Origin of the sequence: Noviherbaspirillum soli, assembly GCF_015352955.1 — a bacterium.
Classification (GTDB): Bacteria; Pseudomonadota; Gammaproteobacteria; order Burkholderiales; family Burkholderiaceae_D; genus Noviherbaspirillum_A; species Noviherbaspirillum_A soli.
This window is the reverse complement of sequence record NZ_JACYOX010000010.1, coordinates 109,965-131,283: the sequence shown is the minus strand read 5'-3', so window position 1 is coordinate 131,283 and position 21,319 is coordinate 109,965. Positions and strand designations below refer to the sequence as shown.

Genomic DNA, 21,319 nt, shown 5'->3' with positions numbered 1-21,319 from the left:
CGGCGAGCGCCTGGACAACCTGGAAGATCCGTACCGCCTGTTCCGCTGCCACTCGATCATGAACTGCGTCGACGTCTGCCCCAAGGGCCTGAGCCCGAATGCGGCCATCGGCAAGATCAAGGAGCTGTTGGTCCGCCGCGCGGTGTAAGCGCCCGGGAAAGTCGCTGACATGAAAAGACGATCGAGGTGATATAAAGAGCGCTCCTGACAACAACGACATCAAGGAGACCTCGTGAATCTTTTCGCCAAACTGGAAAGCCGCGCGCGGCAGGGCAAGCCGCTGCGGGTAGGCCTGATCGGGGCCGGCAAGTTCGGCTCCATGTATTTGTCCCAGGTGCCGCGCACGCCCGGCGTGCACCTGGTCGGCATCGCCGACCTTGCGCCTGCGCGAGTCAAACAGTCACTCGCCAACCTTGGCTGGACAGCCGAGCGCTATGCTGCCGCCACGCTGGAACAGGCTGCCGGCAACGGCGCAACCGCCATCATCGAAGACAGCCAGGCGCTGATCGCTTCCCCCCATATCGACATCATCATCGAGGCCACCGGCAACCCGGCCGCCGGCATCGGCCACGTGCTGGCCTGCTGCGAGCACGGGAAGCACATCGTGATGGTCAACGTCGAGGCCGACGCGCTGGCCGGCCCGCTGTTGAAGCGCCGTGCCGACGAGGCCGGTATCGTCTATTCCCTGGCCTATGGCGACCAGCCGGCGCTGATCTGCGAGATGGTGGACTGGGCGCGCACCGCCGGCTTCGAGGTGGTGGCCGCCGGCAAGGGCACCAAGTACCTGCCGACTTATCATGCCTCCACGCCCGAGACGGTGTGGCAGCACTACGGCCTGTCGGCCGAAGACGCGCGGCAGGGCGGCATGAATGCGCAGATGTTCAACAGCTTCCTCGACGGCACCAAGAGCGCCATCGAGATGGCGGCGGTGGCCAATGCCACCGGCCTGCAGGCGCCCAGCGGCCTGGCCTTTCCGGCGGTGGATGTCGATGATCTGCCAGCGATCCTGAAGCCGCAGGCCGATGGCGGCATCCTGGCGCAGCGCGGCCAGGTGGAAGTGATTTCCAGCCTGCAGCGCGACGGCTCCCCGGTGCCGCGCGACCTGCGCTGGGGCGTGTATGTGACGTTTGCGGCCGGCAGCGAGTACGTGAAGCGCTGCTTCAGCGAGTACGGCCTGAAGACCGATGCCAGCGGCGAATATTCCTCGATGTACAAGCCTTACCACCTGATCGGCCTGGAACTGGGCCTGAGCGTGGCCTCGGTGGGCTTGCGCGGCGAGCCGACCGGCGCGCCGGTGTGCTGGAACGGCGACGTGGTGGCCACCGCCAAGCGCGATCTCGCGGCCGGCGAAATGCTGGACGGCGAGGGCGGCTTCACGGTCTATGGCAAGCTGCTGCCGGCCCGCGAATCGCTGCGCCTGGGCGGCCTGCCGCTGGGCCTGGCGCATGGCGTGCGGCTGAAGAATCCGGTGAAGGCGGGCCAGGCGGTAGGCTGGGGCGATGTCGATGTCGATGCATCGTCGCTGGCGGTGCGCATCCGGCGCGAGATGGAATCGGTCTGCGGCCGGGCCGACTGAGGAGTAACTGTCCGGGAAGCGGCTCTACGCCGCTTCCGGCTATCTCCGAGCTTTGTCAAACAACCCCGATTGGCGCCCGGATCACGCCTGCAAGCCAGGGGCCGGGCAAATGTATCATCAAATGTCCTATTGACATGACAATAGCTCAGGACTAGCATCCCCGCATTCGACCCACTCTGCTTCCCTCCCATGCACGCAGTCCCCGGCTCGGTTGTGCCCCTGTACCACCAGATCTACCTGGTCCTGCGCGACCGTTGCGTCGCCGATTGCGACGCCACCCTGCCATTGCCCGGCGAACTCGACCTTGCCCGGCAATACAAGGTGTCGCGCATCACGATGCGCAAGGCGCTGGACCAATTGGTGCAGGAAGGACTGGTGACCCGCCGGCGCGGCGCGGGCACCTTCGTCAACCCGGCGGTGGCAAGGCAGGCGCAGGAGCAGCGGCGCTCCGCCGGCCTGCTGGAAAACATCATCAGTTCGGCGCTGGACACCTCGGTGCGCGTGATCTGCCTGGAGCGCGCCGTTCCTTTGCCGGAGATCGCGGCCGAGCTCGGGCTGGCCGCCGGCGAGGCCGCGGTCAGGACGGTGCGGGTGCGCAGCATCGACAAGGGGCCGGTGTCGCACATCACGACCTACGTGCCGGCGGCGATCGGCGGGCGCCTGCATGCCGAGGCCCTCAGCGCGCGGCCGATGCTGACGCTGCTGGAAGAGCAGGGCGTGAAGGTGGGGCACGCGCGCCAGACGATCACGGCGCGGCTTGCCGACACCGGTGTCGCCGCGCTGCTGGACGTGCCGGTCGGCGCGCCGCTGCTGGCGGTCAGGCGCCTGGTGCTGGACGTGGAAGGTCGGCCGGTGCAGTGGCTGCAGGGCCTCTACCGGCCCGACCGCTACGAGTACCGGATGGACCTCTGGCGCGGCGGCGACGAAGAAGCGCGCGTCTGGGTGCAAAAGGACGAGGCTGCGCGGCCCTGAGCACAGGGGCCAGGAAGCGGCATGCCGCCATATCGCAGGGAATGAGCCAGGCCGGCGCAGACCGGCCCCTGACAATGAATCGAACCCAAAGGAGACACAGATGCAGACCACATGCCCCACCCTCGGCCGCGTCGCGGCAAGCCTGGCCCTTGCATTAAGCCTGGCCGCCGCGCCCGCGCTGGCCCAGGACAATTCCCGGCCGATCAGGATCGTCGTCGGCGCGCCGGCCGGCGGCACCACCGACACCCTGGCGCGCGCCGTCGGGCGCGGCATGGAAGTGAGCCTGAAGCGCCCGGTGATCGTGGAAAACCGCGGCGGCGCCGGCGGCAACATCGCCGCCGAGGCGGTCGCCAGGAGCGCGCCCAACGGCGAGACCATCCTGATGAGCTTCACCAGCCACACCATCAATGCCTCGCTGTACCCGAAGCTGCCGTTCGACCCGGTGAAGGACTTCACGCCGATCACCATGGTCGCCACCGTGCCCAGCGTGCTGATCGCGAACCAGAACGTGCCGGCCAATACGTTGCCCGAACTGCTCGATTACGCACGGAAGAATCCGGGCGCGCTCAATTTCGCCATCGGCGGCAGCGGCTCCTCGCTGCACCTGGCGGGCGAACAGCTGAAGATGATGACCGGCGTTAATATCGTCAATGTCGCCTACAAGGGCACCAACCCGGCCATCACCGACGTGCTGGCCGGCCATGTCGAACTGATGTTCGCCAGCGCGCTCAATGTGCTGCCGCATCTGCAGGGCGGCAAGATCAAGCTGCTGGGCGTGACCAGCGCCGCGCCGATGCCGCAGTTCCCCAACGTGCCGCCGATCGGCAGGACGGTCAAGGGCTTCGAGTCGAATGCCTGGTTCGGCCTGTTCGGCCCGGCGAAAATGCCGGCCGAGGTGACGCAGCGTCTGTACGAAGCCGCGAAGAAGGCGATCGAGGACCCGGCCTTCGTGAAGAAGCTGGAAACCGACGGCGGCACCCCGAGCGCGATGCCGCCGCAGCAGTTCGGCGAGTTCGTCGCGCGCGACGTGCAGCACTGGGCCAAGGTCGTGAAGTTTTCCGGCGCCGTGGCGGAGTAGCGCCGATGGAAACGCTTGCGCAGAAAATCATCGCGCGCGCCGCCGGCAGGGTGTCGGTGCAGCCGGGCGAGATCGTGACCTGCAGGGTGGACCTGGCGATGTCGCATGACTCGTCTGGCCCGCGCCGCGTGGCGCCGATGCTCGATGCCCTGGGCGCGAAGGTATGGGATCCCGACCGCTACGTGATCGTCACCGACCATTACGTGCCGGCCGAGGACCCTGATTCGCAGCAGATCCTGCGCTTCACCCGCGACTGGGTGAAGCAGCAGGGCATCAGTCACTTCCATGACGAACAGGGCATCTGCCACGTGGTGCTGCCGGAACGCGGGCATATCCGTCCCGGCATGCTGATCGTCGGCGGCGACAGCCACTCCAGCACTGGCGGCGCATTCGGCGCCTACATGTTCGGCATAGGCGCGACCGAAATGCTGGGCGTGCTGGTGACCGGCGAGATCTGGCTGAAGGTGCCCGGCACCATCCTGATCGAATGGAGGGGACGCTTTCCGGACGGCGTCTCGGCCAAGGATGCGATGCTGTTCCTGTGCGGCAGGCTGGGCATGGATGGCGGCCAGTACCAGGCGGTGGAATTTGCCGGCGAGGCGGTTGCCGCGCTGGAAATGCAGGAGCGAATGACGCTGGCCAACATGGCCGCGGAACTCGGCGCACAGGCCGGGCTGGTGGCGCCGGATGCGACCACGCGCGGCTGGCTGCAGGCCGCCGGCGCACCGGGCCGGCCGGATGCCGTGACCGACCTCGCCGACTGGCGTACCGACCCCGGCGCGCCGCTGCTGGCGCGCCATGCATTCGACGCATCCACGCTGGCGCCCCAGGTAGCCGCGCCGCACAGCCCTGCCAATGCCGGGCCGGTCGAGGGCGCTTCGGGCCAGGAAATCGACACCGCCTATATCGGCGCCTGCACCGGCGCCAAGCTGGCCGACCTGCGCATGGCCGCCCGCATCCTGCGCGGCCGGCGGGTGGCGGCGGGCAAGCGCCTGCTGGTGGCGCCCGCATCATTGCGCGACCAGCAGGCGGCGCAGTCGGAAGGGACGCTGCAGGCGCTGGCCGATGCCGGCGCGCAGATCCTGCCGATCGGCTGCGGCGCCTGCGCCGGCTACGGCCAGTTCCGCTTTGACGACAACGAGCGCGTGATTTCCTCCACCGCCCGCAACTTCCGGGGCCGCATGGGCGCCGACAGCAGCCGGGTCTGGCTGGCCTCGTCCTACACGGTGGCGGCGTCGGCGGTGGCGGGCCGCATCGCGGACCCGCGGCCATTGCTGGGGGAAAGCCGATGAGCGCGCGGGTCTGGAAATTCGGCGACGGCGTCGATACCGACGTGATGGCGCCCGGCCAGTACATGAAGCTGCCGATCGCGCAGCTTGCCGCGCATTGCCTGGAAGCGGTGCGGCCGGACTTCGCCAGTGGCGTGCGCGAGGGCGACGTCCTGGTGGCCGGGCGCAACTTCGGCATCGGCTCCTCGCGCGAGCAGGCGCCGCAGGCGCTCAAGGCGCTCGGCATCCGCGCGGTGGTGGCACAGTCCTTTGGCGGCATCTTTTACCGCAATGCGCTGAACCTGGGGCTGATGGCGCTGGTGTGCCCCGATACCGGCGGCATACCCGACGGCGCGGCGATCGAGGTCGACCCGGTGGCGGGCCGCATCCTGTTGCCGCAGCAGGGCGTGACGCTGGCGTGCGAGCCGATTCCCGGCTTCCTGATGGCGATGGTGGACGACGGCGGCCTGCTGCCGCATTTGAAGAAACGCCTGGCGCAGCAGCAGAAACACAAGGAGGAGACGACATGACCCTGAAACAAAGGCTGCAACAGCAGCGCATCCTGATCGCGCCTGGCGTCTATGACGCCTTCTCTGCGCTGATGGCCGAGCGCGCCGGCTTCGAGGCGCTGTACCTGTCGGGCGCCAGCATTGCCTACACCCGGCTGGGCGCGCCCGACATCGGCCTGGTCAGCTTCGCCGAGGTCTGCGACACCATGGCCGCGATACGCGAGCGCACCGCGCTGCCGGTGATCATCGATGCCGACACCGGCTTTGGCAATGCATTGAACGTGCAGCGCACCGTCAGGCGCTTCGAGCGCGCCGGCGCGTCGGCGATCCAGCTTGAGGACCAGACCAGCCCGAAGCGCTGCGGCCACCTGGACGGCAAGCAGTTGATCGGCGCCGGCGAGATGGCTGGCAAGATCCGGGCGGCGCTGGATGCGCGGGCCTCGGACCAGACCCTGATCATTGCCCGCACCGACGCGGTGGCGGTCGACGGTTTCGACGCGGCGCTGGACCGCGCCGAGACCTATCTCGACGCCGGCGCCGACGTGCTGTTCATCGAAGCCGTGCGCGACGTGGAGCAGATGCGCATCGTCACCGGGCGCTTCGGCGCCAGGGCGCCGCTGCTGGCCAATATGGTCGAAGGCGGCAAGACGCCGCTGAAGGATGCGCAGGAACTGCAGGAGATCGGCTACCGGCTGGCGATTTTTCCGGGCGGCACGGTGCGGGCGGTGGCGCATGCGCTTGACGCCTACTTCAGGCAGTTGCATGACGCTGGCAGCAACCAGGGCAATGCGGGGCGCATGCTGGACTTTGATGCGCTCAATGGGGTGCTGGGGACGGCCGGGATTCTGGAGCGGGGGCGGCGGTACGAGGGATAGGGCGGGTTCGGTCCTGGTTTTTTAATCGAGTAGCACGGAGCGCAAGGTGCCCGCGCATGGCGCATGGCTTAGGACGTAGGGCGGAATACCCCGCAGGGGCATTCCGCCGCACCATACCGACGGCACAGTAGTCGGGTGGGGTGACTTCGCGGGGCACCGTCGCTCCTGCTCTTGCTGGATTTTCAAATTGAGGCTGACTGCTGCTTTGCGGGGGGCTGACTGCTGCTTCGCGGGGGGCTGACTGCTCCTTCGCAGGGACGTCTCTACCCTGATGACCCAATGCGCATGTCCTCCCATCATGACCAGGCCGGGAGTTCGCCCCGGCGGGCGACCTCCTTTTTTGCTTCGCCAAAAAAGGAGGCAAAAAAGGCGACCCCGATGATCGCGCCCCGCTGACGCGGGGTCCCCGCGCCGGCGATGCCTGAAGCGGGGCGCGGCTAAACTCGCTCCGCTTCGCTCCACTCAAACAGACGCCGCACCTTTTCCCGCTTCAGACATCGCCGGCACGGCGCGCTCAACGGGGATTCAAAAGCAACGGCAACGGCCACTTCAACGGCAACGGCCACTTCAACGGCAGCGGCGGAAGCCATGCTTCCTTGTAAACCTAGTCAATTTATACGGGCAGGAGCCGGATGCAATCCTCCGCACATCGCGGGACGCATTCTGGCTCGCGATGGATCTGCCTTCCAAGCCTGCCACTCCAGCTTTATTCCTGAAAACGAAATGGTTCATTGATTCCGATGCTGTTTATTGCGGCCGGAAGGGTGAGTATACTGTGTCCATCGATGAACGCACCAGCAAGTGCGGTTCACCGAAGCAGGACCCGACGGGCAGACTTGACTCTTGAATGCCTTGACCGCCGTGCCCGCTTCCCTAACCTTTATTTGGAGAACACCATGAACGTCAAGAACCTCATCGCCGCAGTTGCCGTCTTCGCCGCCGCCGGTTCGGCCTTTGCCCAGCAGACCGAATTCGTCGCCCCGGACGCCGGCTTCCAGTCCCGCCTGACCCGTGCCGAAGTGCGCCAGGACCTGGCCCAGGCCGCCTCGGAAGGCGCCATCGTCCAGCGCCAGCATGACGGCCAGGACACGGTCTACGCCGCCAGCAGCCGGAGCCGCCAGGAAGTGCGCGCCGAAGCCATCAAGGCCGCGTCCAACCGCCACTACGGCGATGTGAACGACACCTACTTCGGCGGCTGAGCAGCAGTCAATCCGCTCTGAAGCAGCAACCGGCCGCGCCCTGCAGGGCGGCCGGACCGAAACAGCAGATAAGGCAAAAGCCGGCGCACGCACGCCGGCTTTTGCCTTATCTGCTGCATCCTGAACTGCGCAGCGAACCTCGTGTCAGATCCGCTGCCTAACAGGAGCGATGAAGCGCAAACAAGGAGCTTGCAATGGACACAGGGCCGGGAGCGGTGCGAGTTGTAGTCATCGTGCTGGCGGCGATCGGCGCGCTCGCCGTGCTGGGCAGTTTCGGCATGCTCTTCATGCACGGCGCCATGATGGGCGGCCTGCCCTTTCAGGGCGCGTTCTCTTCAATGCTGGCGGCGTGCCGGGGCATGATGGGCGGCTGACGGCAGGGCCGCCTGCGCGACGCCTGCACCCGAGCACCATCGGCAACCCGTGACGCCAGGCCAGCGTCGGCACCTGCCACTGCATCCGCACACCAAACACGACGTGGCGCTTGCAGGGCAGACAGGCTGTTTCCGGGCAAGAAAATGCCCGGAAGGGCATTTCTTGTGCTGAAGGCGGCGTGCCGCCATCCTCTCGGCCCCAGGTGATTGCCTCCGTGGAGGCGATCGCCTCACGCGGCTTCAATCCCGCCAGGACTGGTTTTCCACGCGCCGGCACGCCCGGCCAGAGAGCGCTCCACGCGTCTCCTCAGGCGTTCTAAGTTCCCCCTAAGTTTTCATCATTACCATGCGCAGCGTCGTGAGCGCGCCCGGCGGCAGCCGGCCGTAGCGCACCCATCCCTTTCTCGCAAAGCTGCACCGGCAGCGCATATGGAGTGCCAACAACAATGTCAGGCAATGACCAACCCCTGGCCGCGCGGCGCGCGGCCGCTTCCCTGTTGCGGCTGACGCTGTGCGTCGGCGCGCTGTTCTGCCTTGCCGCGCCGCTCCAGGCGCAGGAAAGGTATTCGCTGTCACAGCTGGTGGGACTGGCGCAGGAGCAGCATCCGCGGCTGCGGGCGGCAGCCGAGGGCGTCAATGGCGCGGCCGCGGCCATCGATACCGCCCGCGCTTATCCGAATCCTGAAGTCGAATGGTCCAACGGATCGCAGCGCGCCCGGGTTCCAACCGCGATCGCGGGCAATACCCATGGCCTGACGCTGGCGCAGCGGCTGGACCTGCCGGGCCAGCGCAATGCCCGCATCAATGCCGCCACCGCCGGCCTGAGCGCGGAGCAGGCGCAGCTGCGGGTGTCGCGGCAGGAACTGGTGCGCATGGTCAAGCTGCGCTACTACGATGTGCTGCGGCGCGAGTCCGAACTGGAAGCCGCCGAGCAGGACCTGAAAACCTCGGAACAGGTGCGGGAACGCGTGTCGGTGCGGGTCTCCACCGGCGAGGCGCCGCGCTACGACATCATCCGCGCCGACGCTGAACTGCTCAATGCGCAGAAGCAGGCGCAGAGCGCGCGGCTTCGGGTGGAACAGGCCAAGGCCGCGCTGCGCAACAGCGTGGGCAATGTGCTGCCGCCGAATTTCGGGGTCAATGCCGAGATCGAGCCCCTGCCCGAACTGCCGCCGCTGGCCACGCTGGAATCACAGGTGCTGGAGCGCAATGCCGGCCTGGCGCGGGCCCGCGCACTGACCGTGCGCGGGCGCGAGCAGCTCGGGCTGGAGCGCGCGCTGCGCACGCCGGCCGTGACGCTGCGCGCCGGCTATGACGAAGACCCGGAGGTGCGCAGCACCCGCTTCGGCGTCACGGTCACCATTCCGCTCTGGGACCGCCGGCGCGGCCCGGTGGCGGAAGCCTCCGCCCAGTTGTCGCGGCTGCAGTTCGAGCAGGAACAGGCCGAGTTCGACCTGCGCCAGCAGCTCTCCAACGCCTACCAGCAATACCAGATCGGCACCAACCAGGTCAGCGCCCTGGAATCCGGGATCATCCGCCAGGCCGAGGCCGCGCTGCGGGTGGCGGAGGCGGCCTATCGCTTCGGCGAGCGCGGCATCCTCGATTACCTCGATGCGCAGCGTGTCTACCGCAGCGCCCGCAACGAGCTGATCTCTGCCCGCTTCGAGCGCCGCGCGGCGCTGATTGATATTCAAACCCTGAATCAGGAATAACGACGATGAACGCTTTCCCATTCCCGATGGCACGCGGCAGGGCCGGCCTGCGCGCCGCAGCATTGCTGCTGCCGCTGGCCCTGCTGGGCGCATGCGACGCTTCAAAGGACGCCGGCACCGCAAACGCCGCCGCGACCAAGGATGCCCAGCCGCAGCGCAAGGACCCGACCCTGGTGACGGCCAGCGCCGAAATCCAGCGCGAGCTGGTGGTCAAGCAGGCGACCACTGTGCCGATCAGCCATACCGAGCGCATCGCCGGCCATGTCGACTTCAATCAATACCGGTTGGCGCGGATCGGCGCCAACGTGACCGGCCGCGTGACCCAGCTGCACGTGACGCGCGGCGAAAGCGTGAAGGCCGGCGACCTGCTGGCCCAGCTCAACAGCACCGAGCTCGGCACCTCGCAGCTCGCCTACCTGAGCGCCGATGCACGCGCCAAGCTGAACCAGCGCAATGTCGAGCGCGCCAGGCAATTGCTGGCGGCGGACGTGATCGGCTCGGCCGAGCTGCAGAAACGGGAAAGCGAACTGGCGATTGCCGAGGCGGAGAAGCGCGCCGCCGCCGAGCAGCTGCGGGTGCAGGGCATGAGCGCCGGCGCCATCCGCGCGCTGGGCAAGAGCGGCACCATCAATTCGACCTCGCAGATCATCGCCACCGCGCCTGGCGTGGTGGTGGAGCACAAGGTTGCGCTGGGCCAGGTGACCCAGCCGGCCGACATGCTGTTTACCATCGCCGACCTGTCGCGGGTCTGGGTGGTGGCCGAGGTGCCGGAACAGCAGATCAATGGCATCAAGGTCGGGCAGAGCGTGCAGATCGAAGTGCCCGCGCTGGGCGACCAGCGCCTGGAAGGCAAGCTGGTGTATGTGGGCGCAACGGTCGATGCCGAACGGCGCACCGTCACCGTGCGCACCGAGATCGACAATCCCGAGCGGATGCTCAAGCCGGCGATGCTGGCCACGATGCTGATCGCCAGCCGCCCGGTGGACAAGCTGGCGGTGCCGGCCGGCGCGGTGGTGCGCGAGAACGACGAGGACCATGTGCTGAAGGACGAGGGCAACGGCCGCTTCCGCATGGTGAAGGTCAAGCTGGGGCCGGAATTCGCCGGCGTGCGCCCGGTTGAAAGCGGGCTCAAGGCGGAGGACCGGGTCGTGGTCGAAGGCGCCTTCCATCTCAACAACGAACGCAAGCGCATGCTGCTCAGCGAGTGACGCCAACATGATCCAATCCCTTATCAGAGGCGCCCTGAACCAGCGCCTGGTCGTGGTCGTGCTGGCGTTCGTGCTGATGGCCTTTGGCCTGAATGCGGCCAGAAAACTCTCGGTCGACGCCTTTCCCGATGTCACCAACGTGCAGGTGCAGATCGCCACCGAAGCGCCGGGCCGCTCGCCCGAGGAAGTCGAACGGCTGGTGACGGCGCCCATCGAGATCTCGATGACAGGCTTGCCGGCCATGACCGAGATCCGCTCGCTGAACAAGGCCGGGCTGTCGCTGATCACGCTGGTATTTACTGACCAGACCGATGTCTATTTCGCGCGCCAGCTGGTGATGGAGCGCCTGATTGAAATTGGCCAGCGGCTGCCGCAGAATGTCACGCCCATACTGGGGCCGGTGTCCACCGGCCTGGGCGAGGTCTATCAGTACACGCTGGAACGCGCCGACGATGGCGACCGCACGCTGTCGGTGGAGGAACTGACACGGCGCCGCAATACCCAGGACTGGGTGGTGCGGCCGCTGTTGCGCTCGATACCGGGCGTGGCAGAGATCAATTCCCAGGGCGGCTATGTGAAGCAGTACCAGGTGCTGGTGAACCCGGACCGTTTGCGCCACTACGGCATCACGCTGCAGGAAGTCTACCGTTCGCTGGCGCTGAACAATGCCAACTCGGGCGGCGGCGTGCTGCCGCAGTTCGCGGAGCAGTACCTGATCCGCGGCCTGGGCCTGATCAGCGACACCGAGGACATCCGCAATATCGTGCTCAAGGAAAGCGGCGGCGTGCCGGTGATGATACGCAACGTGGCCGACGTGCAGATCGGCCACGACGTGCGGGTCGGCGCGCTGGTGAAGAATGGCGTGACCGAGTCGGTGGGCGGCGTGGTGATGATGCTGCGCGGCGGCAATGCCAAGGAAGTGGTGTCGCGCATCCAGGAACGGGTGGCGGAAATCAACGACAAGGGCATGCTGCCCGAGGACCTGCGCATCGTGTCCTATTACGACCGCTCCGAGCTGGTCGATTCGGCTCTGCAGACTGTCATCAAGGTGCTGATCGAGGGCGTGATCCTGGTGGTGGTGGTGCTGTTCCTGTTCCTGGGCGACGTGCGTTCGTCGCTGGCGGTGGTGGCCACGCTGGTGCTGACGCCGCTTCTGACCTTCATCGTGATGAATCATTTCGGCCTGTCCGCCAACCTGATGTCGCTGGGCGGCATGGCCATTGCCATCGGCCTGATGGTGGACGGCCCGGCGGTGGTGGTGGAAAACGCCCACGTCCACCTGGCGCGGCCGGCCGGGCAGCAGAACAAGCTGCAGCAGATCCTGCCGGCGGTGATGGAAGTGGCCACGCCGGTGATCTTCGGCATCAGCATCATCATCCTGGTGTTCCTGCCGCTGATGACGCTGTCGGGCATGGAAGGCAAGATGTTCGCGCCGCTGGCCTATACCATCGCGATCGCGCTGTTCATCTCGCTCTTGCTGTCGCTGACCCTGACGCCGGTGCTGTCGTCCTACCTGCTGAAAGTCAAGCCGGGCGAGGGCGAGCATGACACCCGCCTCATCTCGGCGATGAAGAAACCCTACCTGCCGCTGCTGCAGGCGGCGCTGAATTCGCCGAAGAAAACCTTCATCGGCGCACTGGTGGTGTTCCTTTGCTCGCTGGCGGTGGTGCCGCTGCTGGGCACGGCCTTCATCCCGGAGATGAAGGAGGGATCGGTGGTGCCGGGCATCAACCGCGTGCCCAACATATCGCTGGAGGAATCGATCCGGATGGAGCAGAAGGCGATGGCGCTGGTGATGACGGTGCCGGGCGTGAAGTCGGCGGTGTCCTCGGTCGGCCGCGGCGAATCGCCGGCCGATCCGCAGGGCCAGAACGAGTCCACGCCCATCGTCAGCCTGAAGCCGCGCGACGAGTGGCCGGACGGCTGGAACCAGGACGACATCGCCGAGGAAATCCGCAAGAAGCTGCTGCAGCTGCCGGGCGTGCAGATCGTGATGGCCCAGCCGATCTCGGACCGGGTCGATGAAATGGTGACCGGCGTGCGTTCCGACGTGGCCGTGAAGGTGTTCGGCGAGGACATCGACATGCTCAAGAAGAAGGCCGACGAAATCGCCCGCGTGGCGCGCGGCGTGGCCGGCGCCTACGACCTGCGGGTGGAGCAGGTGGCGGGCCAGCAATATCTGTCGGTGGACATCAACCGCCAGGCGATTGCGCGGCTGGGCATCAACGTGGCCGACGTGCACGACGTGATCGAGACCGCGATCGGCGGCAAGGTCGCCACCGAGGTGTACGAGGGCACCCGCCGCTACAACGCGGTGGTGCGCCTGCCGGAATCCTTCCGCAACAATGTCGCGGCGATCCGCTCGCAGCTCATCACCACCGCCGACGGCGCGGCGGTGCGGCTGGAAAACGTGGCCAGCATCACCGTGCATGACGGCCCGGCGCAGATCTCGCGCGAGGCGGCGCAGCGTCGCATCGTGGTGGGCGTAAACGTGAAGGACCGCGACCTCGGCGGCTTCGTGGCCGAACTGCGCGCGGCGGTGGAGAAGCAGGTGGCGCTGCCGGAAGGCTACAGGCTGGAGTGGGGCGGCCAGTTCCAGAACATGGAGCGGGCGCTGGGCCACCTGTCCATCATCGTGCCGGTGACGATCGCCGCCATCTTCTTCCTGCTGTTCCTGCTGTTCGGCTCACTCAAGCTGGCCACGCTGATCATCATGGTGCTGCCGTTCGCCTCCATCGGCGGCATCTTCGGGCTGTTCATCGCCGGCGAATACCTGTCGGTGCCGGCCTCGGTGGGCTTCATCGCGCTGTGGGGGATCGCCGTGCTCAACGGGGTGGTGCTGGTGTCGTATATCCGCAGCCTGCGCCGGGCCGGCACGCCGCTGCGGGAAGCATCCCAGCTCGGCGCGACCTCGCGCTTCCGGCCGGTGATGATGACGGCCACGGTGGCGATGCTGGGCCTGGTGCCTTTCCTGTTCTCCACCGGACCGGGCTCGGAAGTGCAGCGGCCGCTGGCCATCGTGGTGATCGGCGGGCTGGTGACATCGACGCTCTTGACGCTGGTGGTGCTGCCGGCCCTGTACCAGTGGTTCGACGACACCGGCAACCACAAGGGCGACGACGGCGTCTGAGGCGGGACGTATGCCGGCGCCGGCGGCCATGGTAATGTCGGCGCCATGGCTGGCCGCGCCGGCCCGGCGCGGAAGAGGCAAGAGGAGCAGGAGAAGCGGGGGGAGCAATGAAGATACTCTTGGTGGAAGACGATGAAATGATCGGCGAGAGCATCCAGATCGCGCTGGAAAGCGAGAATCTGTCGGTCGACTGGGTCAAGGACGGCATGCAGGCCGAGGCCGCGCTGGCGACCCGGCCGTACGACGCGATGCTGCTCGACCTCGGCCTGCCTTACCGCGACGGCGTCGACATCCTGCGCAAGCTGCGGGCCGAGGGCAATGCGATGCCGGTGCTGGTGCTGACCGCGCGCGACACCGTGGCCGAGAAGGTGCACGGCCTGCGCAGCGGCGCCGACGACTACCTGGTCAAGCCGTTCGACCTCGACGAGCTGATCGCCCGGCTGGAAGCGCTGATGCGCCGGGTGCGCGGCGGCTTCGAGCGGGTCTACCGCAACGGCGACGTGATGGTGCATATCGACACCCGGGAGGTGCAGCTGGCGGGCCGGCAGGTGATGCTGTCGGCGCGCGAATGGGAAATCCTGGAAGCGCTGGTGCTGCGCCCGGGCGCGATCCTGTCGCGCGAGCAGCTGGAGAAACGGCTCTATGGCTGGTCCGGCGAAGTCGAGAGCAATGCGATCGAGGTCTACATCCACGGCCTGCGCAAGAAGCTGGGCCAGCAGATCGTGATCAATGTGCGCGGCCTGGGTTACATGGTCGGCAAGACATGATGCGTTCGCTGCGGGTGCGCCTGCTGCTGCTGCTGGGCGCGGAGATCATCGTGGCGGCCGTGATCCAGTTCGCCACGTCCTACGGCGCCGCCCGCCACGAAGCCAACAAGCTGTTCGACTACCACATGCAGCAGATGGCCTCGGCGCTGCAGGACAGCGACTTCCAGGAATGGGACTGGTACCGCCATGGCGTCGGCAATGACGATGCCTACGATTTCGCGATCCAGGTCTGGGACGAGAACGGCAACAAGCGCTACCAGTCCTCGGTGGCGCACTTTCCGCCCAAGCAGGAAGGGCCGGGCTTCTCCACCGTGGCGCTGGCCGATGGCGACTGGCGGGTGTATGCGCTGATGGCGCATGGCCGCACCATACAGGTGGCGCAGAACATGGAGGTGCGGCGCGACCGGGCGACCAGCCTGGCGCTTAAGACGCTGTCGCCGACGATACCGACCTCGCTGTTGCTATTGCTGGCGACCTGGGGCGTGGTCAGCGCCGCGCTGTCGCCGCTGAAGCGCATCGGCGAGGACCTCACCAACCGCGACGTTGGTTCGCTGGCGCCGGTCTCGGAGCGCGGCGTGCCCACGGAGGTATCCGGCCTGACGTCGGAACTCAATTCCCTGCTGACAAGGCTGTCGCATGCGCTGGAATCGCAGCAGCGTTTCGTGGCCGACGCCGCGCATGAGCTGCGTTCGCCGCTGACGGCCTTGCGGCTGCAGGTGCAGACGCTGATGCGCGCCAAGGACGAGGAAACCCGGATGCAGGGCGCGCAGCGGTTGCTGGGCGGCATCGACCGCGCCTCGCGGCTGGTCGAGCAGCTGCTCAACCTGGCGCGCCAGGACCCGCCGCTGCAGAGCGGGGTGGTGAAGCGGGTCGACATCCCGGCCTGCCTGGAACTGGCGGCAGGCGACGCCGCGCGTTTTGCGCTGGTGAAGAACATCGAGATCCAGTACGAGGGCGTGCGCGACATGGAAGTGGTGGGGGACGCCGAAGGCTGGCAGATCATGCTGCGCAACCTGCTCGACAATGCGGTGCGCTACACCCCGGAAAACGGCACGGTGCGAGTGACGCTGCAGGCCGAGGGCAACATGGGTGTGGTGACCATCGAGGACAGCGGTCCCGGCATTGGCGAGCAGGACCGGCAGCGGGTATTCGACCGCTTCTACCGCGTCCCCGGTTCGCCCCCCGGCGGCAGCGGCCTGGGCCTGGCCATCGTCAAGGCCATCGCCGGCCGCCACGGCGCATCGGTGACGCTGGACCGGTCCGATCTTGGCGGGCTGCTGGTGCGGATACGGTTTGGGGTGTATGCCGGGAGCAGGGCGATTGGGGCTGCGGGGCAGCAGGCCAGCTGAAGCGTGTACGGGTGGGCTGCATGGCGGGCTGCGGCTGGGGCAGGTTGCGGTTGCCGTTGCAGTGAAATCCCGTTGAGCGCGCCGTCACGGCGATGCCTGAAGCGGATAAGGTGCGGCGTCTGTCGTAGGGCGGAATACCCTGAAGGGGCATTCCGCCGTTGGTCGATCAAGCAAAGGCTTTGCATTTACCTGTTTTCCGAAGCCGAAGCCAAAGCCAAAGCCAAAGCGCCGGTGCTGCCCGTGTCTTGCCGGGTGACGCAAGGCGGTTGCACTGCCGTGGAGACAAGCCGGGAGTCCGTCCCGGCGGCCGGGTCACTTTTTTTGCTTCGCCAAAAAAAAGTAACCAAAAAAAGGCGACCCGGTGATCGCGCCCCGCTGCGCGGGGTGCCCGTGCCAGCGGTGCCCGGAGCGGGGCGCGGCTAAACTCGCCAAGCTGCGCTTGGCTCAGACAGACGCCGCACCTTTTCCCGCTCCGGGCACCGCTGACACGGCGCGCTCAACGGGACTTCACTGCAACTGCAACGGCCACTTCAACAGCAACTGCAACGGCCACCTCAACAGCAACAGTCACAAGCACAGCCACAGTAGCAGCAACAGCACGTTCCTGGACTAAAGCGCGACGTGTCCCAGCAGATCGTTCCAGGCCGGCGTGCCGCCCTTGCAGGCCACATTGGTATCGACAAGCGACTTGCGCTGCATGCCCTAATGCGGCGGCGATGCGCACTCAATGCTGCTTCGCACTACCTTGCCGATCGTCAGGCCCTGTACCAGGATCGAGAACACCACCACCATGTAGGTCAGCGCGACGATGATGTCCCGCTGCGGCCCCGCCGGGAGCGAGAGTGCCAGCGCCACTGAAATGCCGCCGCGCAGGCCGCCCCATGTCAGCACTTTCCAGGCGCCTGCGGGCAGACGGAACATGAAGCGCAGCAGGCGGATCGGCAGGCCCACGGTCAGCACGCGGGCCAGCAGCGTGACACCGATGGCAATCAGGCCGGCCGTCAGCAAGCCATGCGCACTGGTGATCACGATGATTTCCAGCCCGATCAGCACGAACAGCACCGCGTTCAGGATTTCGTCGATCAATTCCCAGAACATGTCGACGTGGCGGCGGGTTTGTTCCGACATGGCCAGCGCCCTGCCATGGTTGCCGATGATAAGGCCTATTACCACCATCGCCAGCGGTCCCGACACATGCAGCGTGCTGGCCAGGGCATAGCCGCCGATCACCGCCGCCAGCGTGATCAGGACTTCTTCCTGGTAGCTGTCGATGCTCTTGAGCATGCGATAGGTGGCATAGCCGATGACCAGTCCCAGCACGATGCCGCCGCCGGCTTCCTCCAGCAGCAGCAGCGCGCCTTCCGCGAAGCCGGGAACCTTGCCGCTGTGAACCACTGACAGCAGCAGGGAGAACAGCACCACGCCGACGCCGTCGTTGAACAGGGATTCGCCCGCAATCACCAGCTCCACGTTCTTTGGCGCCCCGGCGGACTTGAGTATGCCCATCACGGCGATCGGGTCGGTCGGCGAGATCAGCGCGCCGAATAGCAGGCAATACGTCAGCGGCATTGCCAGCGGCGTGTAGGACAGGCCAAGCCACAGCAGCAGGCCAACGACGAGCGTGGAGGCCATGGTGCCGATGATGGCCAGCAGGCCGATCTGCCAGCGGTAGGCCCGCAGTTCGCTAAGGTCCACGTGCAGGGCGCCGGCGAACAGCAGCAGCGACAGCATGCCTTCCATCAGCAGGTCCGAGAAGTCCACCCTGTGCAGCAGCGATTCCTCGAAGTCGCGCAATACGCCAAAGCCCAGCGCATCCAGGCCGATCGTGACCAGCGACAGCGCGAGTGCAATGATCATCACGCCGATGGTGGCGGGAAAGCCGATGAACCTGCGGTTCAGATAGGCCAGTACGGCGGTGAGCGTCAGAAAAATCGCGGCGATATCAAGCATGCAGCTCCCTTGTTGTTCCCGGTGCGCCAGACAGGATGCGCATGGCCGCAGGCCTTGTCGTGGCGGCTGACCCGGCGCAGGGTCCACAGCGCCATGCGCTGCACGACCACCAGCAGCGCCGTAATGCCGACCGCCAGCAACATAGCAGCAGGTTGCCGGCATCGCCCGACCTCGGGCCAAAACTTAGTGCGCTGGAGACCGCTGGCGGATGCATGGCATCGCTGAAGATCATCAGGCCGGTGGCACGCACCATGCCAAGGCCGCCGGACAGATAGCCCGGCCCCAGCCACTGCCAGCAGACAAGGCCAATCACGGCCGAACCGATCTGCGCCAGCAGCAGCGTCCCGACCTGATTGACCGCATGTTCCGGACCGAGATAGATCAAAAAGGCGCTGGAGGCCAGCGACGCAAACAGCAGCCGTTGATTGCTCGGCGCTGCGACCAGCGCCAGCACCACGGTCGCCATCGGCATGAAAGCCGGCAGCAGTTCGCCCTTCAGGCCGACGCGCTTGCGGCGCGCGCTCATGGCGGGATGTTTGGCCTGGCTTCCGCCGGCCTGGTCATTTTGCTTTCCTGTTCCATTTCCTTGCTCAGGAAATAGTTCAGCGCGGTACGGATGATGGCGATCGCCGCCAGCTTGCCGATACGCTCCCAGGTCGGCGCCACGGACGTCGATAAAATGTCGGCCGCCAGCTGAAGTTCCAGCGCCAGCGTCAGGTAGCGGGCAAACGACAGCCTCACCGCGCCAAAGCCGGCCGACTGCGCATTGCGCATCTGGCGCAGCAGCCCGATCACGGCAACCACCACGCCGACGGCAATCACGATGGCGCCCAGGGTTTCCACCATCAGGCGCAGCCATTCAACGCTGGACTGTACGGTTTCCTCGACTTGAGCGAACAAAGCTGGTTCCTCCCCGATCAATGCATGCAGGCCGGATGAAGCGGCGCTTACGGCGATGTGTGCCGCGGTCAGGCTAATCCGACATCGGCGAGGACACTTTGCGCGCAATCGTACGGCGCCCAGGGAGAGTGCGGTGCGCCGATTGCCATGAGCCGACGCGTTGAGCGGGCGCAAGGCAGCAAATCAGGTTCAAGGGCGCGGCGGCTACCGTGGCGCTCGCGATATGGCATGCCGCCATTGCGGCTGGTCTTTTGTGCAGGAAGCGTAACGGATGCTTTCAGCAGGGCGTTGGGACGCAGGCGTGTTTTGCCTGGACCTCTCCGTGTACGGCGCCGGGCTCGCCGGCCTTGCCTGCGTCACCAGAACACCTGACCGGCATAGCGTTTCTTGAATTCGAGCGGGCTGAATTCAGCGCGGCCCGCACCGGTGCTGTGCATCGCATGGAGACGCCGGCCGTGCTATTCGGGCGGGCGCAGGCCATGCGCGCGCAGCCGCGCACGCTCGGCGGCGCTGGTGACGAGCGCGGCGAATGCCCTGGCCTCGGGCGCGGCATCCGCGCTCAGCCACAACGCATAGGTGGTGGCCAGGTCGAACCGGTCCGGGAACGGGCCCAGCAATGCCCGCGGATCGGCCTGGACGATTTCGCTGATCTGGGTCACGCCGAGGTCGGCCTTTCCTTCCAGGACCAGGTGCATGGTCTCGACGCCGTCCCTGGCCAGCGTGGCCTTCTGCAGCACCTGCTCGCGTATGCCGAGTTCCTCGATCACCATCAGGAAATGCTTGCCCACGGTGGCGCCGCGCGCCGGGTCGGAAAAGGCGATGCGCGGCGCGGCAAGCAGCGCGGCGCGCAACTGCTCGGACGTGGCGATCGCGGGCCCCGGGCCGTCGGGCGGCGCGGCCAGGCCGCCGACGGTGGCGCCGATCACGCTGGTCATGCCATTACGCAGCCGCCCGTCCTTCTCGGCCGCCTGCAGCCTGGCCTGGGTGGTCACGAGAAATGTTGCCGCCGGGTCAGCGAGGAAACGCTGCTCCGCGGCGCCTGCGGTATCGAACAGCAGCGTGACGCGATGGCCGGTGGCCGCTTCGAAGTCGCGCGCAACCTGCTCCAGCGGCGCCTTCACGCCGGCCGCTGCATAAAGGCGCATGTCCGCCGCGGCGGCCGGCAGCCAGGCGGCCAGCGTCGTGACCAGCAGGAGCAATGCGGCGATCACAGTCCGGCTCCGGCTGCATTGCTTGCCTGAGAAAATGGTTGGCACGTTGTTTCTCCCTTGATCAGTCGTATTGTTATTCAGCGCAGAACGTAACCCAGCACCAGTTCGGTCATGTGCGACAGCCGCTGGGCCTCGGCCTTCGGGCTTTGCAGGTCGCGCCCGAACACCACCGACAGCGTATGCCGGTTCGACAGATAAAAGAAGGACAGCGCCGCAATCGAGATATACAGCTGCAGCGGATCGACGCCGCCGCGGAACAGGCCGGCGGCGCGGCCGCGTTCCAGCAACTGGTCCAGGCTCTGGATCAGCGGCGAATTCATTGCCTGTATCTGCGCCGAGTTCTTCAGGTGCGCGGCCTGGTGCAGGTTCTCGCTGTTGAGCAGCGTGAGGAATTCCGGATGTTTGACGTAGTAATGCCAGGTGAAGGACACCAGCCGCCGTATCGCCTCGACCGGGTCGATTTCGTCGAGCCGCAGTTCGCGCTCGGCGCTGCGGATGTTTTGATAGGCGCGCTCCAGCACCGCCTGGAACAGCGCTTCCTTGTTGCCGAAGTAGTAGTAGAGCAGGCGCTTGTTCAGGCCTGCGCGCGCCGCGATGGCGTCGATGCGGGCGCCGCCCAGCCCGAGGGCGGCGAATTCACCGGTGGCCGCGTCGATGATGGCCTGGCGGGTGCGCGCCGCGTTGCGGGCGGTCAAGCCGGCAGGCGCATCGGCCGTGTCTTCAGGAATGGGATCGCTCATTGGCCTTGGCTGCCTGGTTGAAACGATGGTGAAAGCGGCAAGGATACCCGCTGGCGTGCCGGCTGGAAAGGGTTTCAATTAACCAAATGGTTAATAAAATCTTGACGGTCATGTTTTCCGGGCGTGGCCAGGAAAAAATGGCTTGCTGCAGCTGGAGGAAAACCTGGTGATGGCTTGTACATGCATGTGGAGTTTTCACGGTGTAATTCACTGTCTGGATAATAGGCCATCATGGCAGGGGTTTCCGTCCGTCCCAGGCACGATCTCGCTTCTCGGGCAGCCGAGCAGTAGCGCTCACGACGGGTTCGCCACCGATTGGGCAGCGATGGCAAAGATCGACAGGGTCCGTCAGCGACAGCCCGCCTTCGCTCGGACTGCTTGAGACGCAACGCGCTTCGGCCGCACCGGCCCTGCCAGGCCTTCCTCGTCTCATGGCCACCGCTAGCGGCTGTAACCGGGTTTATTTCCGGAGAATCAGGAAGCGATGAACGATTTTGTGAA

Annotated in this window: 19 protein-coding genes and 1 pseudogene; 14 read left to right on the top strand and 6 right to left on the bottom strand. The window is 66.4% G+C overall.

Annotation, left to right across the window (positions count from 1 at the left end):
* The 14 genes and pseudogenes from sdhB to IGW04_RS10315 form a co-directional block, all read left to right on the top strand.
* Positions 1-148, top strand: a pseudogene (sdhB, locus tag IGW04_RS10380) (succinate dehydrogenase iron-sulfur subunit); the annotation flags it as partial.
* Positions 149-232: 84 nt separating this feature from the next.
* Positions 233-1,576 carry an NAD(P)H-dependent oxidoreductase gene (locus tag IGW04_RS10375; RefSeq protein ID WP_194712994.1) on the top strand — a complete coding sequence of 448 codons (1,344 nt, stop codon included), beginning with the start codon at positions 233-235 and terminating at the stop codon, positions 1,574-1,576.
* A 189-nt stretch (positions 1,577-1,765) separates the two neighbouring features.
* Positions 1,766-2,548 (top strand): GntR family transcriptional regulator, encoded by a 783-nt coding sequence (locus IGW04_RS10370; protein ID WP_194712993.1) that lies wholly within the window; start codon positions 1,766-1,768, stop codon positions 2,546-2,548.
* 100 nt (positions 2,549-2,648) lie between these two features.
* Positions 2,649-3,626, top strand: coding sequence for a tripartite tricarboxylate transporter substrate binding protein (locus IGW04_RS10365; RefSeq protein WP_194712992.1), 978 nt, complete (start codon positions 2,649-2,651; stop codon positions 3,624-3,626).
* A gap of 5 nt (positions 3,627-3,631) precedes the next feature.
* Complete coding sequence (locus IGW04_RS10360; RefSeq protein WP_194712991.1) at positions 3,632-4,918, top strand: 3-isopropylmalate dehydratase large subunit; 1,287 nt, start codon at positions 3,632-3,634, stop codon at positions 4,916-4,918.
* A complete protein-coding gene (locus IGW04_RS10355) occupies positions 4,915-5,424 on the top strand; it encodes a LeuD/DmdB family oxidoreductase small subunit (RefSeq protein WP_194712990.1) in 510 nt (169 codons plus the stop codon). Before IGW04_RS10360 ends, IGW04_RS10355 begins: the two co-directional genes overlap by 4 nt.
* Positions 5,421-6,278: an isocitrate lyase/PEP mutase family protein gene (locus IGW04_RS10350; RefSeq protein WP_194712989.1), complete on the top strand. Its 858-nt coding sequence runs from the start codon at positions 5,421-5,423 to the stop codon at positions 6,276-6,278. The genes IGW04_RS10355 and IGW04_RS10350 overlap by 4 nt, the downstream gene beginning before the upstream one ends.
* 896 nt (positions 6,279-7,174) lie before the next feature.
* A complete protein-coding gene (locus IGW04_RS10345) occupies positions 7,175-7,477 on the top strand; it encodes a DUF4148 domain-containing protein (RefSeq protein ID WP_194712988.1) in 303 nt (100 codons plus the stop codon).
* 194 nt (positions 7,478-7,671) lie between these two features.
* Positions 7,672-7,851, top strand: coding sequence for a hypothetical protein (locus tag IGW04_RS10340; RefSeq protein WP_194712987.1), 180 nt, complete (start codon positions 7,672-7,674; stop codon positions 7,849-7,851).
* A 446-nt stretch (positions 7,852-8,297) separates the two neighbouring features.
* Positions 8,298-9,563, top strand: a complete 1,266-nt coding sequence (locus IGW04_RS10335) for a TolC family protein (RefSeq protein ID WP_194712986.1) — start codon at positions 8,298-8,300, stop codon at positions 9,561-9,563.
* Positions 9,564-9,568: 5 nt separating this feature from the next.
* Entirely contained in the window at positions 9,569-10,771 is a 1,203-nt protein-coding gene (locus IGW04_RS10330; RefSeq protein ID WP_228526982.1) for an efflux RND transporter periplasmic adaptor subunit, read from the top strand.
* A gap of 7 nt (positions 10,772-10,778) precedes the next feature.
* Positions 10,779-13,901, top strand: coding sequence for an efflux RND transporter permease subunit (locus IGW04_RS10325; RefSeq protein ID WP_194712985.1), 3,123 nt, complete (start codon positions 10,779-10,781; stop codon positions 13,899-13,901).
* Between the two features lie 107 nt (positions 13,902-14,008).
* A complete protein-coding gene (locus IGW04_RS10320) occupies positions 14,009-14,668 on the top strand; it encodes a response regulator (protein WP_194712984.1) in 660 nt (219 codons plus the stop codon).
* Entirely contained in the window at positions 14,665-16,017 is a 1,353-nt protein-coding gene (locus IGW04_RS10315; RefSeq protein ID WP_194712983.1) for an ATP-binding protein, read from the top strand. The genes IGW04_RS10320 and IGW04_RS10315 overlap by 4 nt, the downstream gene beginning before the upstream one ends.
* Before the next feature lie 702 nt (positions 16,018-16,719).
* Here IGW04_RS10315 and IGW04_RS10310 read toward each other — a convergent pair.
* The 6 genes from IGW04_RS10310 to IGW04_RS10285 form a co-directional block, all read right to left on the bottom strand.
* Entirely contained in the window at positions 16,720-17,967 is a 1,248-nt protein-coding gene (locus tag IGW04_RS10310; protein WP_194712982.1) for a cation:proton antiporter, read from the bottom strand.
* Complete coding sequence (locus IGW04_RS10305) at positions 17,960-18,493, bottom strand: HPP family protein (protein ID WP_228526981.1); 534 nt, start codon at positions 18,491-18,493, stop codon at positions 17,960-17,962. The genes IGW04_RS10310 and IGW04_RS10305 overlap by 8 nt, the downstream gene beginning before the upstream one ends.
* A complete protein-coding gene (locus IGW04_RS10300) occupies positions 18,490-18,867 on the bottom strand; it encodes a DUF1622 domain-containing protein (RefSeq protein WP_228526980.1) in 378 nt (125 codons plus the stop codon). The genes IGW04_RS10305 and IGW04_RS10300 overlap by 4 nt, the downstream gene beginning before the upstream one ends.
* A 458-nt stretch (positions 18,868-19,325) precedes the next feature.
* Positions 19,326-20,078: a molybdate ABC transporter substrate-binding protein gene (locus tag IGW04_RS10295; RefSeq protein WP_194712981.1), complete on the bottom strand. Its 753-nt coding sequence runs from the start codon at positions 20,076-20,078 to the stop codon at positions 19,326-19,328.
* A 77-nt stretch (positions 20,079-20,155) separates the two neighbouring features.
* The gene (locus IGW04_RS10290) at positions 20,156-20,818 is read right to left on the bottom strand and encodes a TetR family transcriptional regulator (protein ID WP_194712980.1); all 663 of its coding nucleotides are present in this window, start codon (positions 20,816-20,818) and stop codon (positions 20,156-20,158) included.
* Positions 20,819-20,892: 74 nt separating this feature from the next.
* Positions 20,893-21,051 (bottom strand): hypothetical protein, encoded by a 159-nt coding sequence (locus tag IGW04_RS10285; RefSeq protein ID WP_194712979.1) that lies wholly within the window; start codon positions 21,049-21,051, stop codon positions 20,893-20,895.
* Between the last annotated feature and the right edge of the window lie 268 nt (positions 21,052-21,319).